The organism is Stanieria cyanosphaera PCC 7437 (assembly GCF_000317575.1).
Taxonomy (GTDB): Bacteria; Cyanobacteriota; Cyanobacteriia; order Cyanobacteriales; family Xenococcaceae; genus Stanieria; species Stanieria cyanosphaera.
On record NC_019748.1, the window covers coordinates 1,764,711 to 1,780,020 of the forward strand.

Consider the following 15,310-nt stretch of genomic DNA (forward strand, 5'->3'; position numbering starts at 1 on the left):
AATCAACCAGCATTTTTTACTATCAAATGATTAAAATTTTAATTAAGTTAAACTTTAGTACTTGGTTCAGGACAATCATAGCAGTTCTCACGCTCTAGGAGATAGAGTCAATATTCTGGTTTTTGTTGATTGTTAATTGTTGATTGCTACTTTGTAACTGATAAGTGAAATGACATTCTGGGCAAACTAAAGATAAATCAGAACATCTTATCGTAATATTTATGGATTGTTCTCCCAATCATAGTTGTGATGATCAAGAAAAAATTAAACCAAAATATTTATTATTAGATTTACGCGCACCTCGTCGACTACAACTATCTAATTTGACAAATCCGCAAGTACAGAGATTGATTTGGATTTTGCTGGGAGATATACTAGCTTTAGCTGGCGCGTGGCGAATTGCTCATTATTTTAATCATTTTTATTCTCCTATCCCGACCGATTTGATTTGGTGGAATTGGTGGGGTGTTCCGAGTGTATTTTGGATTTTTACTGGTTTAACTATTGTCTTGTTTAGTTATGGTGGCTTATATAACAATTACAGTCAGAACTATGTTCGCATCGGGCAATTAATTAGTAGTGTTTATTTATTATCTTTAGTTTTAATTTATTTTTATGATCCTAAATTAGACCCACCGCGATCGCTTTTTTTTACGGCTTGGTTTTGTAGTATTGTTTTAGTAATTGGTTGGCGGATGTCGATTTCGTTACTTGTTAGACAATTTTTAGTTAATAAACGGCAAATTTCTGTATTTATTATTGCTCCTGCATTAAAGTTACCTAAATTAGCTCAAATTATTGAAAAACGTTCTGCTTATCAAGTAGTTGGTGCTGCTTTAGCTAGTTGCGCTCATACTCAAACTACCTTACAAACAATTATTAATTCTGGTGCAACGGAAGTATTGGCAGAAGATTTACCGCAAACTAAATTGGCTTCTACTCTTTACTGGAAATTAAGACATTATGGCATTGCTTTGCGTCTAATTCCTTCTAGTGTTGAAGTCTTACACCGTCGTGGTATTTCAGAAATTTGTGCAGGTATTCCCACTTTGAGAGTGGAAGCCCCTTTACTAGTCGGTTGGGACTATCGTTTGAAACGATGGTTAGATATCTTTTGTGCTGCGATCGCTTTAATCATACTAGCACCTCTTTTGATTAGTATTGCGGTCACGATTAAACTTTCTTCTCCTGGTGATGTTTTTTTCCGTCAAGAAAGAATTGGTTTACATGGGAAAGTCTTTCAAATGTGGAAGTTTCGGACGATGGTAACTAATGCGGAGATGATGCAAACTATTTTGGAAGCCCAAAATCAAACCAAAGACGGAATTATGTTTAAAATCAAACAAGACCCACGCATAATTTCTATTGGTCATTTTCTTCGACGTACTAGTTTCGATGAATTACCCCAATTATTTAATGTCTTACTCGGTCAAATGAGTTTAGTTGGACCCCGCCCTTTACCACTGAGAGATGTAGCTAGAATGAAGTCTTGGCATCAAATTCGGCATCAGGTGTTACCTGGAATTACTGGTTTATGGCAAATTTCTGGACGCTCAGATTTGAATGATTTTGATGAGGCTGCGCGTTTAGACCTTTACTATATCGATAATTGGTCTTTAAATTTAGATTTAGATATTTTGCTCGAAACAGTCAGAATTGTGTTATTTGGTAAAGGAGCATATTAGATGGAGATAGGGAGATGATTTAAAATTTAACGATCTAAGAGGATGATTAATAACTAAGAATGGATTTATTGCGATCGCTACCTATTGGTTTATACCTCGAACAACCTGTAACTTGGCTGCACCGACTCGATCCGCGAGTTAAATTAGCTTGGTTGATGACATTTTTGGCTGCACCTTTACTAGCTAACCCCTATTGGCGGTTGGCTTTATCAGGTTTACTCGTCTTAGTAACTTTAACTGCTGCCATTCCCCTCAGAGTTTGGCGACAACAGATGGGTTGGTTACTAACTTTATGTATTTTAGTATTTATTATTACTGCGATCGCGCCTGATGGTTTGGCGGTCAATTATCAATCTCGATTACCCGATACTGGTTTAGAACTTCCCCAACCAGGTTCTTATCAATACGTAATTTTTGAACAGGGTAGATTTACCATTACTCGTCGTTCTTTGGATGTGGCGGTTAGAATTAGTACCTTAATTTTTACCCTAATTTATAGTACCAATCTCTACTTACTGACTACCGCTCCTGAAGAAATAACCGCAGGAATCGAAGAATTAATGGAGCCTTTGCGACGTTTTAAACTACCAATCACCGAAATTGCCCTAACCTTAACTCTTTCCTTGCGTTTTATTCCCTTAGTTTTAGAAGAAGTTCAAAATTTGGTTCGTTCTGTACGGACTAGAGCCATTAACTGGAATAAATTAGGTTTACGACGAAGTCTCAAAGTTTGGTTGATGGTAGTCGAAAAATTACTCGCAAACCTGCTGCTGAGAGCAGAACAAATTGCCACAGCAATGGATGTCAGAGGTTTTACCAGTCCCGATCAACATCGGGTGCAATGGCATCAATTGCGCTTACGTTGGCGAGATTGGTTAGCTTTAGGTAGTTTGATTCCTTTTTGGTTAGCTCGTTTCTTAATTGGGGGAGCAACTTAGGGAAAATGAAACAATTATCTCCTTGGTACTGGCGATCGCTACCTTTAAATAATCGCACTGGTTCACAAGTTTTTGCTCAATTATTTCTTCAATCAAACACAATCGCTACTCTGTTAGAAAGTCCTTTTCCCACACCAATAGATCAACCCCAACTATCTCGTTATTCAATCTGTGCAGGTTCACCTCGGGTAGTTAATGGCAAAGCTCAAATTTGGACTCCGACAGTAGGAAATATTTTACCTTTTTTGCATTTTTTACTAGAACAATCTTTAACTAATAATTCAGAAGTTCAGCATTTACCCTTTACGGGAGGTTGGTTGGGTTGGTTGGGTTACGATTTGGCTTGGGAAATTGAAAAATTACCTAATTTAAATCAAGATCCTTTACCTTTTCCTGTTGCTTATTGGTACGAACCAGATTGCTTTGCCGTCTTAGATCATCAAGAACAACTTCTTTGGTTAGCAGCAACTCAACCCCAACAATTAGATAGCTTACAACAGCAATTAGAAACTTCTTGTTGTACAGACGTAGCAGGGCGAGTCTCTACCACTTCCCCTCAAATTTCCTACCTAACCAATCAATTTGACTACGAAGATTCCGTTAGACAAGCGAAAAAATATATTCAAGCGGGAGACATCTTTCAAACCAATCTCTCCTTACGCTTTCAAACTGAAACTACCAAAGATAGTTGGTCGATTTATCGTACCCTACAAAAAATTAATCCATCTCCCTTTGCCAGTTACTGGCGATCGCCTTGGGGTACAATTATTAGTTGTTCACCAGAAAGACTGATTCAACTACAAGGAAATTCTGCCCAAACTAGACCAATTGCAGGAACAAGAGCGCGTGGTACAACTCCCCAACAAGACCAAAAATTAGCACAGGAATTACTTGCCAACGTCAAAGAAAGAGCCGAACATATTATGTTAGTTGACTTAGAACGTAACGACTTGGGCAAAGTCTGTCAATGGGGTTCGGTTGAAGTAGATGAATTATTAGTAATCGAACGTTATAGTCATGTTATGCATCTGGTTAGTAATGTCCGAGGTAAACTAAAACCAGATTGCCATCCCGTAGATCTGATCAAAGGAATGTTTCCTGGAGGAACGATTACAGGATGTCCGAAAGTCCGTTGTATGGAAATTATTGAAGAATTAGAACCAGTGCGTCGCAATTTATTTTATGGTTCTTGTGGTTATTTGGATCAAAGAGGCAATTTAGATTTAAATATTTTAATTCGTACCTTATTGTATCAACCTCTCAATCCCAATCAAGCTCTAGTTTATGGACAAGTAGGAGCAGGAATTGTTGCCGACAGCGGTCCTGAAAAAGAATGGTACGAGTCTTTAAATAAAGCTGAAGCTCAATTAGCAGCCTTAAAATTAACCTAGTAGAAGCAATTCATGAATTGCCCCTACTTTCTAGAGTTAAAGGCAACTTATTCCACAACAATCTTACCAACCATACCTGCACCACGATGAGGTTCGCAGTAGTAAGAATATTCACCTGGTTGATCAAAAGTAGTTGTAAAAGATTCGCCAGGAGAAAAGGCAAGACTTTTATGAGATGCTTTAGTAGCTATATCATCAGATACTTTACTGCTATCAAAGACTACATTGTGAGGAGCCATTTTGTTGTTAACCCACTTAACAGTGTCCCCTGACTTAATAGTTAAAGAACTGGGAACAAACTGTAACATACCGTTATCTGAACCCATTTTAACTTCATAGGTTTCAGCAGCAGCAGGATTTGCAGTTAAGAAAAAGCTAGTAACCACTAGCAAAACAGTCGAAAGTAATAAGCCTAGCTTCTTGGTCATTTTTAACACTCAAATATAATTTTTTTCCCTAGATTAATCTAGTATTGTTAGGAGCGAATATAAACAAACTGACTGGTTTTGAGTGATTGAACAGTTTTTTGCCTATTTATCCTCCTCAAATCATACTACTACAGAAGTTTGACAATTTGTAAAACTTTGACAGCTTGTCTTTTGACTAAAGTGCTGTAATCGCTCAGGATGTATATTCGATTGAATTTACAATTTGAGAGGAGAAATTATGTTAAAGAGATTACTGTCAATAAGCATCAGCTTGTTGATAACCTTGTTTGCGCTAGCTAATCCTGCTTTAGCTGGAGATGCTGGCAACGGTGCCAAAATTTTTAATGCCAACTGCGCTGCTTGTCATTCGGGAGGCAACAACTTAGTTAACGCTACAAAAACTTTGAAAAAAGACGCTTTAGAAAAATATGGGATGTATTCTGCTGAAGCAGTTATTGCTCAGGTAACTAATGGAAAAAATGCTATGCCATCTTTTAAAGGGCGTTTAAATGACCAACAAATTGAGGATGTTGCTGCTTATGTAATTTCTCAAGCAGATAAAGGTTGGTAAGTTAAATTGTACTAAATATTTGGTATAGTTTCCCTAGAAAATTTTTTAGTAAATTGATTTTAATCTCGGTTTTAGTCTTTAAAATCGAGATTTATTGTTTCATATTTGAATACTACTTTCTTAATAATTTGAAATTTTTGTATATATAATTTTAATTTAAAAATAATAACAATACACAACTATTCTAAGCTCTTAAGTAAGTGTTTATTCGGAAGACATCAAATTGTATCACTAATTATGATGGTGAGCATTAAGTAATATTTGAATTATTCAATCAAACCACAACAGATTATGAAAAATATAAGTATTAATCTGACAAAAAAAACATGTAAACACTCCGCTCCCCCCCCCGCAAAAATAGGTTTTTTAGTTACTGAAATATGCACAACAATAACTATTTCTACAGCTTTAACTTTGCAGCCTATAACTGGATTTGCCTTATCAAATTCCTTTAATTCTTCAACAGAATTTTACTCTAATTCAGCAAATTTTCAGCAGTGTATTAAAGATAGTACTGAGCATTCTTTAGAAGTAAAAAAAATCTTATGTCGTGCTAATGAATTTGTTGAATTAGGAAATAAACAAGAGGCAATAAAATACTATTCTCAGGCATTGCGTTTAGATCCAACTAATCCTTTAATTTACTATCAAAGAGCAGTTGTTCGGAGTAATATTGGTGACAAAGAAGGTGCTTTTGACGACTATAGCCAAATTATTAAACTTACTCCAAATTATCAAGTAATTGCTCCTGAATATAGTAGAAATTTTTTAACCCAAGCTTATAACGAAAGAGGAAAAATTTTATTAGAATCGAGAAGTAAGCAAAAGGCAGTAGATGATTTTACTGAAGCAATTAAGCTTAATCCCGATTATGGTGAACCTTATCGAGGAAGAGCATTTGCTTTATCTGCATTAGCAGATTTGAAGAAATCTCGGTCTAGCTCTTTTATTTTAAATAATAGAAGAAAAGAAGAAAATCAAGAGCAAGTACAAAGATTATCTCAATGGATGCGCTACAAATTACAAGCCGAAGCAGATTATACTAGTTATCTTCGTTTTGAGCCTACTGATTCTGAAAGCTACAATAAGCGTGGTTTAATTCGATATCAAATAGGACAAGTAGGTGATGATATTCGTCATTTGATTAGTAATGATATTCGTTTTCTACTCAAGAATGATATTCGCTACCAAGGAGAATACAAAAAGTTAGCTTTAGCAGATTATAATCAAGCAATTAGGCTAAATCCTGATTTTGTCCAAGCCTATTATAATCGGGCAATTGTTTACGATGATTTAGGTTATGCAGCCACAGCATTAGATGATTACCAACGAGTACTCCAAATCGATCCAAATGCATTTCTCGATCCAAATACATTTATTACATATAAAGAACAGGGTATTCATCATGAGCAATTAATGAATGAGAATGCAGCAATAGATGATTATGAAGAAGTTTTCAATCTTCAAGTAAATACATTTATTACGAATAATCATCCTAGAGCTAGAGCATACCATGAACGAGGAATTATTTTAGCCAGACTAGGAGATAAATTAATCCATTCGGCAGAGAGAGAAGTAACTCCAGAAGAATCTATCATAGCCAGTTACTACTGTGATGCTTCTATTAAGCAACCTGTTCAAGAAACTCAAGCTTATTCGGAAGCCAAACAATATTACGATGATGCAATCAAAGACTTTAAAGAAGCTATTCGTTACAATCCAAATCTTGACAGTTTAGAATATGCGAGAGCCTTTCGCGTCCGAGGTTATATCTCTTCCCGTCTAGGAAAACCTCAACAAGCTATTCAAGACTTTAATCAGTCTCTTTATGTAGACAACAAATATGCTCCTGCTTATTTTGCTCGTGGTTGTGTTCGTGCTGAAAGTGGAGATTATCAAAAAGCAATTGAAGATTATAATTTAGCAATTCGTTACGGGAAAGGTAAAGATCGAGAACGGACTCTAGCAATTCGCCAAGATCGCAATTCCGATTTTGACAAAGCGGAAAGTTACTATCATCGCGGACAAGCTTATGCCAAACTAAAGCAATATCAGAAGGCAGTTCAAGATTATACTGAAGCAGTGGAAAAATATCATTTACCCCAAGTAAAAGCAGCAAAATATCATTATGCGAGGGGAGATGCTTTTTATGCTTTGAAAGACTATCAACAAGCCAAACAAGATTATACTAAATACTTGAGTTACAATGCTGATGCTCCAGGTTATCGTGAAGGAAATCAAATAGCTGAAGCATATCGTAAAAGGGCTGATGTTCGTTTTGAGTTAGGAGAAACACAAGGCGCAATTGAAGATTTCAACTATTATGCTGAAGTTACTGGAGATCCACAAACGGCAGAAGTTTACTTCAAACTGCGTAATGCTTCTTTGAATGTGAGCGATCGCTAAAGCTCGGTAAATTGTATTAATAATATTCAAGTAGGGATAATTCATGAATTATCCCTACAGATGGTTTATTTGTATATTTAATTATTTATTATTTTTGCTCTAAATTTTTCTTCCTACATCTTTCCAAAATTGGATTTCTTGACGATCTATTTTTCCTTGAGGGTTTTCTAGGTCTTGATGCCAATTTAGAGGATTATTAATAATATATGTACGAATTATATTTAAGGCTGTTTCATCTCGAATAATATGCTCATAATAATTAGATTGCCATAAGGAAACTCGAACTGCTTGACGAATTTGATTGATTTGTTTAGCAGAATTCATTTTGAAATAACCGATCGCTTTGGGTAATAACATTCTCCGTCGTTCTTTGATAGATAATTCTGCCGATGATTTTTGTAGAGATAATTCATGAATTGTCTCTAGGGAGTTGATGATAATAATGCCATGTATATGATTGGGCATTACTACAAATTCATCTAATTCAATCTGTTCATATCTAGTTGATAAAGAAGACCAAATATTAGTAATAATTTGTCCAAATTCATTCAAAATTACTTGACTATCGTGTACTTTACCAAGTAAACATTCTCTATTTTTAATACAAATAGTAATAAAATAAGCACCATTGGCAGAATAATCATATTTAGGCAATCTTAATGATTTGCGGTTTTTATAAATATTGTTCATTTTCAGACATAAAAACAGTAGGGATAATTCATGAATTATCCCTACTTAGATTACCCCTTGTTGGAAATTAAGCTAACATCTCAACTGGCACACGTTTCAAGCTTAAACGTTCATCTTCAACATCCACAAAGATGGTGTCTCCGCCTTTAAATTCGCCTCGTAAAATCGATTTAGCGATCGCAGTTTCTAAGTATCTTTGAATTGCCCGTTTTAATGGTCTAGCACCGTATACTGGATCGTAACCGAGTTCGGCTAAGAAATCTAAGGCTGCTTCGGACATCTTCAAGGATAGTTTTTGTTCATCTAAACGATCTTCGAGACGTTTGATTTGAATCTTGACGATGTTACGTAATTGCGCTTTTTGTAAGCCGTGGAAGATAATAATCTCATCGATACGGTTGAGGAATTCAGGACGGAAGTTATTCCGCATTGCATCCATCACGCGCGATCGCATTTCTTCATAACGGTTATCATCGCCAGCTACATCGAGGATGTATTGAGAACCAATATTACTGGTCATAATGATGATAGTATTCTTGAAATCTACCGTACGACCCTGAGAATCAGTAAGCCTGCCATCATCGAGGATTTGTAGCATAATGTTGAAGACATCGTTGTGTGCCTTTTCAATCTCATCAAAGAGAATGACGGAATAGGGACGACGGCGAATTGCTTCGGTTAATTGTCCACCTTCTTCATAACCCACATATCCAGGAGGTGCGCCGATGAGACGGGAAACGGTGTGTTTCTCCATATATTCGGACATATCGATCCGTACCAAAGCTTCTTCACTATCAAAGAGAGTAACAGCTAAAGCTTTAGCTAGTTCCGTTTTACCTACTCCAGTGGGACCAAGGAAAATAAAGCTAGCAGTAGGACGTTCGGGATCGGCTAAACCAGCGCGAGAACGTTGAATAGCATCCGCTACCGCAATGACAGCTTCATCCTGTCCAATTACTCGTTGATGTAATTCGTCTTCGAGATGGAGAAGTTTTTCTTTTTCAGATTCGACTAACTTACTAATTGGGATACCAGTCCATTTAGAAATAATTTCAGCAATATCCGCTTCCGTTACTTCTTCTCTGAGCATATTGCGACCAGTAGTTTGTCTTTCTGCAAGCTTACTTTCAATTTCTCTAATTTGTCTTTGTAAGTCAGTTAGTTTCCCATAGCGTAATTCCGCAGCGCGATTGAGGTCGTAATCCCGTTCCGCTTGTTGAATTTCGAGGTTAACTCGGTCAATTTCTTCCTTAAGCGTGCGAATTTGGTCGATAACTTCTTTTTCTGACTGCCATTGCGCGTTTAATTCTGATTGCTCTTCTTTAAGATTGGCTAGTTCTTTTTCCAATTTTTCCAATCTTTCTCGTGAAAGGATGTCATCTTCTTTTTGTAAAGATAACCGTTCCATTTCTAATTGGAGAATTTTACGGTCTATTTCATCTAATTCCTCTGGTTTAGAGGTAATTTCCATCTTTAACTTCGCAGCAGCCTCGTCTACTAAGTCAATCGCCTTATCTGGTAAAAAGCGATCGCTGATGTAACGATTAGAAAGAGTAGCAGCAGCAACTAAGGAAGTGTCGGAAATTTTGACCCCGTGGTGAACTTCATAGCGTTCTTTCAATCCTCTTAGAATCGAAATAGTATCAATTACATTGGGTTCGTCTACTAGTACAGATTGGAAACGTCTTTCTAAGGCAGCATCCTTTTCAATATACTTGCGATACTCATCCAAAGTAGTCGCACCAATACAGCGCAATTCACCCCTAGCTAACATCGGTTTGAGTAAATTACCTGCATCCATCGCCCCTTGAGTCGCACCTGCACCTACTACGGTATGAATCTCATCAATAAACATGATAATATTACCTTCCGACTCTGTAACTTCCTTAAGCACAGCTTTGAGTCTTTCTTCAAATTCACCGCGATATTTTGCCCCTGCAATCAATGCACCCATATCCAAAGCGATTAATTTGCGATCGCGTAATGACTCAGGTACATCACGGTTGACAATTCTCTGTGCCAATCCCTCTACAATAGCAGTCTTACCTACCCCAGGTTCACCAATTAACACGGGGTTATTTTTAGTACGACGGGAAAGGATTTGAATGGTACGACGAATTTCTTCATCCCTACCAATGACAGGATCGAGTTTACCTTGTCTTGCTAGTTGGGTTAATTCTCTACCATACTTTTCTAGAGATTGATACTTGCCTTCAGGATTTTGATCGGTAACTTTTTGACTACCTCTCACATCTTGAATAATTTCCCTCAGTTTATTTTCGCTCAGTCCAAACTCTTGAAATAACTTTCTACCCAAGCGATCGTCTTTGGCATAAGCTAAGAGTAGATGTTCGATGGAAATATATTCATCGCCGAATTCCTTACGATGATTTTCCGCCCGATCTAAAAGAGTATCTAAACTACGTCCCAGATAAACCGACTCTCCTAGATTAGATACCTTCGGTTGGCGATTGATAAACTCATCGGTTTTATCCCGCACTCGTTGAACACTAATATTAGCCTTGTTGAAGATACTATTGGCTAATCCTTCCTCTTCGATTAGTGCTTTGAGTAAATGTTCGCTTTCAATTTGTTGATGTTTATTTTCTTTAGCAATGTCGGGAGTCCGAACAATTGCTTGCCAGGCTTTTTCAGTAAATTTTTGTGGGTTGGTTGGTTGCATATTTTCGATCTCAGTTAGGAAATAAAATATTAGTTTTGATAGTTGCTGTTGATTAGTTCTACTGGAGAATCAAACAAATCCCTGAAGATACTGAGGATTGTTCCAGTTTAGATTATTTGATGAATAGCTAATCAGTTATTTAGTTAATTTTTATGGTCTTTAATGATATTGTAGTGATTTTGGTGCAAAGTAACGGGTAGGAAACCACCACAGCAACATTCTGGTTTTCCCGATTTAGATTTTGAACCCAAATTCTATCAACTCATGAACTATTTCTGATGCCAATTCAATTTTGGTTTTATATATATCTTCTGGTTTTAGCAGCAATATCGATCTATGATGGAAACTGTCGGGGCAGGCGATCGCTTTAAATGTTTGAGAATCTGTAATTCTACATCCATTTTACTGTCTGGCTTCTAGCCAACGATAGTCAAGTTCCTCTTAATTTTAATTCTCGGAGAATGACAAAAGAGGGTTAATCAAAAACTTCGCGAATTTTTTCTACTAGTATCAATATTTTTAATTTATTATTGAGGTAAAAAAATAGCATAAAACAAATAATAATTACAACAATTATAAATACATGATTGATGAAGGATATATTAAATATCAATGCAATTTAATTAATCGTACTTCAATTTCTTCTACAGAAATTATCGAATTAAATCACTGGCGTCATCAATTATATCAGTTAAATTTAATTGGTCAGTATGATATATGATAATGGAATTGGTTTTGGTAATCTGAGCATTCGTAATCCTCAACCCAAAAACTATAATTCACTTATTATTTCTGGGACACAAACAGGCAATCTTCCTCATCTCAATCCAGAACACTATACTAAAGTTGTTGAGTTTGATTGGAAAAAAAACTCAGTTACTTGTATTGGTTTAATTCAAGCTTCATCTGAAACTTTAACTCATGCTGCTATTTATGTAGCTAATCAAGATATCAATGCCGTAATTCACGTTCATCATCGTCAACTTTGGCAACAACTTATTAATCAAGTATCTACAACTGATCAAAATTGTGCTTTTGGTACACCAGAAATGGCAGGGGAAATTATGAAATTGTGTGAACAAGACTTAACTAAAAAGCAAAAAATTATTATTATGAGCGGTCATGAAGAGGGGATTATTACCTTTGGTAGAAATTTAAATGAAGCTGGCAAAGTTTTACTAAATTTTTACAATCAGCTATAAGTTAATTAAAATTTTTGAGCAAAAACCACGCGATCGCTATAAAATAGAAACAAATATTACAATTTAATACTTAAATCTTATTAGTCACTATTAAAACATAGTATATAGTCTTTCTCGCTCTTGGTGAGGTACACCATTACCAGTTACTAATTACTAATTACTAATTACTAATTATGAGGGATGAATAATCAACCATTAACATAAGCGAAGCGCAATACCGTAGGTCTCAACTATCAACGCTCTACCAGGAAAATGAACTGTATCTCATTAATCTGAGAACTGCTACATCAAAGTTTGTTTTTTGATTTCTGTACCTGATTAACATTTAAATTTTGTTCTTTTAAATACAATTTAACTTCAAATATTCAGTTAATTATTTTGGAGAGATAATCTTATCATTCAGGATCAATCTGTTTTTTTGAGCTAAATCTATCAAAAGTTATTCTGTTAATAATTTTTTTTTCATACCTTTGGTAGTTTTATCGTTCATTTAGGGAATGTTAAAGATAAAGAATCCTGATTCTCCGAAATTAAAACTAACTGATTAGGAAAATCAATCATTTAAGTTGTTGTTTTAATCCTGAGTTAAAAGCGTGTTATGTCGTATAATTTTGAAATCGTTGGGATCACACCTATTTTAACCTTTTTTAACTATCAACAAGAAGTAGAAGTTAGCCCGAAAAGAAGTAAAACTTATTTAGGTAGTTATCAATGTACTCTCGATTCTTTTATTGAATCTACTAACATAATTCCCAAAAAACCAGAATGGGATTGGGATGAGGTTATTGAAACTATGGTTAATTTTTGGCTCAAGCATGAAGATATTATTCGTCATTGGAAACTTGAATTTGATCGTTGCGAACAAAACAATTTATTAGTAGCTAGAGTAGCTAATTTGAATTGTTTACGAGCAGAATTGGAACAAATTTTTGGGAATTAAAAATTACAGATTACTCTGCTACGGTGCTTATTAAGGTATCAATGGTGAAATTCAATTCTCCGCTTAAGTTCCTGATAAGTATCTAAATAGAATTAATTGTATATTTTTGAGTTTGAGAAATTGATGGTTTTTCCAGATGCGAGGCAGGAGACTTCCCCAAAGTTACTGCGTCACAGCACCTCCAGTAGAAAGTAAAAAGCGCTTAGACGTGTCGGCACACGTCTGTATAAAAGTAAGAAGTGAGAACTGCTATAACTGTGGAATACCTTAATGAGTAACCTCAAAATTTTTCTTAGAAAAAAAGTGTTGACAGTCACAAAAATATTAGTTATATTTAGAAACGTTGCAAGTCCGTAAGCCCCCATCGTCTAGTGGCCTAGGACACCTCCCTTTCACGGAGGCGACAGGGATTCGAATTCCCTTGGGGGTATTAAATAAAATATTGAATCAAAGATTTGGCTCAACCTTAAAATGATGTTATTGAGATTGAATTTAAGGGAACTATAACAATAAAGAAAAACTTAAATCAATTCCCTTTCAATAAATCACTACATTAAGTAAAATAATGGGTCAATTTTTGAAACAAACCTTTGCTAGTCTGATTGGTAGCCTAGCTGGATTACTTCTTTTTTCTGGTTTGGGAATTAGTGGACTAGTTTGGTTACTAATTACGGCTACTTTACCTGAAAAAGAGTTACCAATACAAGCTAAATCAATCTTGGTGTTTGATCTTGCTACAGAGATTAGAGATTCACAACTTCCTACTAATTTGCAACAAGCGATCGCAGGAGAACGTCAAAATACGATGACTCTGCGCCAAGTTCTAGAATCTCTTGAGCAAGCAACCAAAGATTCACAGATTGTTGGTCTTTTTTTAGATGGTAGCAAAGAAGGAATTGGGGATAGTGGTTATGCAACCTTAGCTGAAGTTAGAACTGCTTTAGAGAAGTTTCGTAATCATGGCAAAAAAATTATTGCTTATGATGTTAGCTGGAGTGAGAAAGAATATTATCTTGCTTCGGTGGCGGATGAAGTGATTTTAAACCCGATGGGAATAATTGAACTGAACGGTTTAAGTTCTCAACAAATATTTTTCAAAGAAGCTTTAGAAAAGTATGGCATTGGGATTCAGATTATTCGCGTCGGAGATTATAAAGGGGCGGTTGAACCTTATACTAGAACCAATTTTAGTTCTGAAAATCGCCAACAAACCCAAGCTTTATTATCTAATATTTGGCAAAAATTTCTAACTAATGTTGGGGAGAGTCGCAAGATTACGCCTCAACAGTTACAAACTATTGCTGACAAACAAGGTTTGGTTAATCCAGAAGAAGCAAAACAATCAGGATTAATCGATCGCGTTGCTTACTATGATAATGTTGTTGCACAGCTAAGAAAATTAACGGGTGAAAAAGGCGAACAAGAACTATCTTTTAGACAAGTTAGTTTAAATAGTTATCTTGCCAAAAATATTGTAACTACAAAAGAGGATGTTTCTCAACCTCAAATTGCAGTAATTTATGCTGAAGGTTCAATTGTAGGTGGAAAAGGAAGCATTGAACAAATTGGTAGCGATCGCTTTGTGAAAGATTTACGTCAATTACGGGAAAATCCTAATGTCAAGGCGATTGTGTTACGAATTAATAGCCCTGGTGGTAGTGCTACTGCTTCAGAGATTATTTTACGAGAAATTATCTTGACTAAAGCCAAAAAACCAATCATTGTCTCAATGGGAAACATGGCAGCTTCTGGTGGTTATTGGATCTCTACTGGTGCTAGTCAAATTTTTGCTGAAGAAAACACGATTACTGGTTCGATTGGTGTGTTTGGTTTATTACCCAACATTCAAAAAATTGCTAATAATCATGGTATTACTTGGGATACAGTTAAAACTGGACGTTTTGCTGATACAGATTCCCCTATTCGTCCTAAAACTAATCAGGAATTAGCTATTTATCAAAAATCGGTTAATCAGACTTACGATCTGTTTTTAAATAAAGTAATCGAACACCGTCATCTTTCTCGTGAAAAAGTTCAAGCAATTGCCCAAGGTAAGATTTGGTCAGGTACAGAAGCTCATAAAATTGGGTTAGTAGATCGCATTGGTGGTTTAGAAGACGCGATCGCTTGTGCAGCCGAAACAGCTAAACTAGGAAATAATTGGCAATTACAAGAATATCCTCAACAACGAAATATAGAAACAGAAATTTTGGATAGATTACTAAAAGTCCAAACCTCAGAACAATTAACTTCTCTTGACCCGATTACCGTTGAATTTCTCAAGTTTAAACAAGATTTAGCCGATTTTCAAACTTTGAGCGACCCAAAAGGGATTTATGCGAGATTACCATTTAATTTTGATTTTGATTAAACTAG

10 protein-coding genes, 1 tRNA gene and 1 pseudogene are annotated in these 15,310 nt (G+C 35.7%); 9 read left to right on the forward strand and 3 right to left on the reverse strand.

The features are described 5' to 3' along the window. Nucleotides 1-221 precede the first annotated feature (221 nt). From STA7437_RS07650 to STA7437_RS07660, 3 genes are read left to right on the forward strand one after another with little or no spacing between them, the layout of a single operon-like run. Complete coding sequence (locus STA7437_RS07650) at nucleotides 222-1,685, forward strand: sugar transferase (protein WP_015192809.1); 1,464 nt, start codon at nucleotides 222-224, stop codon at nucleotides 1,683-1,685. A gap of 59 nt (nucleotides 1,686-1,744) precedes the next feature. Beyond that, on the forward strand, nucleotides 1,745-2,623 hold the full coding sequence (locus STA7437_RS07655) for an energy-coupling factor transporter transmembrane component T family protein (RefSeq protein WP_015192810.1): 879 nt from the start codon (nucleotides 1,745-1,747) through the stop codon (nucleotides 2,621-2,623). A gap of 5 nt (nucleotides 2,624-2,628) precedes the next feature. Further along, nucleotides 2,629-4,014: an anthranilate synthase component I gene (locus STA7437_RS07660; RefSeq protein WP_015192811.1), complete on the forward strand. Its 1,386-nt coding sequence runs from the start codon at nucleotides 2,629-2,631 to the stop codon at nucleotides 4,012-4,014. A gap of 47 nt (nucleotides 4,015-4,061) precedes the next feature. Here STA7437_RS07660 and petE read toward each other — a convergent pair whose 3' ends face one another. Further along, a complete protein-coding gene (gene petE / locus STA7437_RS07665; RefSeq protein ID WP_015192812.1) occupies nucleotides 4,062-4,442 on the reverse strand; it encodes a plastocyanin in 381 nt (126 codons plus the stop codon). Nucleotides 4,443-4,680: 238 nt separating this feature from the next. Here petE and petJ point away from each other — a divergent pair, with 238 nt between their 5' ends. Together petJ and STA7437_RS07675 are read left to right on the forward strand one after the other, a co-directional pair. Beyond that, nucleotides 4,681-5,013: a cytochrome c6 PetJ gene (gene petJ / locus STA7437_RS07670; RefSeq protein WP_015192813.1), complete on the forward strand. Its 333-nt coding sequence runs from the start codon at nucleotides 4,681-4,683 to the stop codon at nucleotides 5,011-5,013. 414 nt (nucleotides 5,014-5,427) lie between these two features. Beyond that, nucleotides 5,428-7,419: a tetratricopeptide repeat protein gene (locus STA7437_RS07675; protein ID WP_171815443.1), complete on the forward strand. Its 1,992-nt coding sequence runs from the start codon at nucleotides 5,428-5,430 to the stop codon at nucleotides 7,417-7,419. 99 nt (nucleotides 7,420-7,518) lie between these two features. On the opposite strand, the gene STA7437_RS07680 is transcribed toward STA7437_RS07675, so the two are convergent. Then, complete coding sequence (locus STA7437_RS07680; protein ID WP_015192815.1) at nucleotides 7,519-8,109, reverse strand: transposase; 591 nt, start codon at nucleotides 8,107-8,109, stop codon at nucleotides 7,519-7,521. A 67-nt stretch (nucleotides 8,110-8,176) separates the two neighbouring features. Beyond that, complete coding sequence (clpB, locus tag STA7437_RS07685) at nucleotides 8,177-10,792, reverse strand: ATP-dependent chaperone ClpB (RefSeq protein ID WP_015192816.1); 2,616 nt, start codon at nucleotides 10,790-10,792, stop codon at nucleotides 8,177-8,179. Between the two features lie 583 nt (nucleotides 10,793-11,375). Between clpB and STA7437_RS07690 the strand changes: the two are divergent. The 4 genes and pseudogenes from STA7437_RS07690 (at nucleotide 11,376) to sppA (ending at nucleotide 15,305) form a co-directional block, all read left to right on the forward strand. Further along, a pseudogene (locus STA7437_RS07690) lies at nucleotides 11,376-11,994 on the forward strand (class II aldolase/adducin family protein). Between the two features lie 598 nt (nucleotides 11,995-12,592). After that, a complete protein-coding gene (locus STA7437_RS07695) occupies nucleotides 12,593-12,934 on the forward strand; it encodes a hypothetical protein (RefSeq protein ID WP_015192817.1) in 342 nt (113 codons plus the stop codon). 357 nt (nucleotides 12,935-13,291) lie between these two features. Further along, a tRNA-Glu gene (locus STA7437_RS07700) sits at nucleotides 13,292-13,364 on the forward strand. A 135-nt stretch (nucleotides 13,365-13,499) separates the two neighbouring features. Then, nucleotides 13,500-15,305, forward strand: coding sequence for a signal peptide peptidase SppA (gene sppA / locus STA7437_RS07705; RefSeq protein ID WP_015192818.1), 1,806 nt, complete (start codon nucleotides 13,500-13,502; stop codon nucleotides 15,303-15,305). Nucleotides 15,306-15,310: the final 5 nt, after the last annotated feature.

Bases quoted from the DNA above. Each gene is read 5' to 3' on its own strand.
- STA7437_RS07650 (WP_015192809.1), top strand. From the start codon at position 222: ATGGATTGTTCTCCCAATCATAGTTGTGATGATCAAGAAAAAATTAAA.
- STA7437_RS07655 (WP_015192810.1), top strand. From the start codon at position 1,745: ATGGATTTATTGCGATCGCTACCTATTGGTTTATACCTCGAACAACCT.
- STA7437_RS07660 (WP_015192811.1), top strand. From the start codon at position 2,629: ATGAAACAATTATCTCCTTGGTACTGGCGATCGCTACCTTTAAATAAT.
- petE (WP_015192812.1), bottom strand. From the start codon at position 4,442: ATGACCAAGAAGCTAGGCTTATTACTTTCGACTGTTTTGCTAGTGGTT.
- petJ (WP_015192813.1), top strand. From the start codon at position 4,681: ATGTTAAAGAGATTACTGTCAATAAGCATCAGCTTGTTGATAACCTTG.
- STA7437_RS07680 (WP_015192815.1), bottom strand. From the start codon at position 8,109: ATGAACAATATTTATAAAAACCGCAAATCATTAAGATTGCCTAAATAT.
- clpB (WP_015192816.1), bottom strand. From the start codon at position 10,792: ATGCAACCAACCAACCCACAAAAATTTACTGAAAAAGCCTGGCAAGCA.
- STA7437_RS07695 (WP_015192817.1), top strand. From the start codon at position 12,593: ATGTCGTATAATTTTGAAATCGTTGGGATCACACCTATTTTAACCTTT.
- sppA (WP_015192818.1), top strand. From the start codon at position 13,500: ATGGGTCAATTTTTGAAACAAACCTTTGCTAGTCTGATTGGTAGCCTA.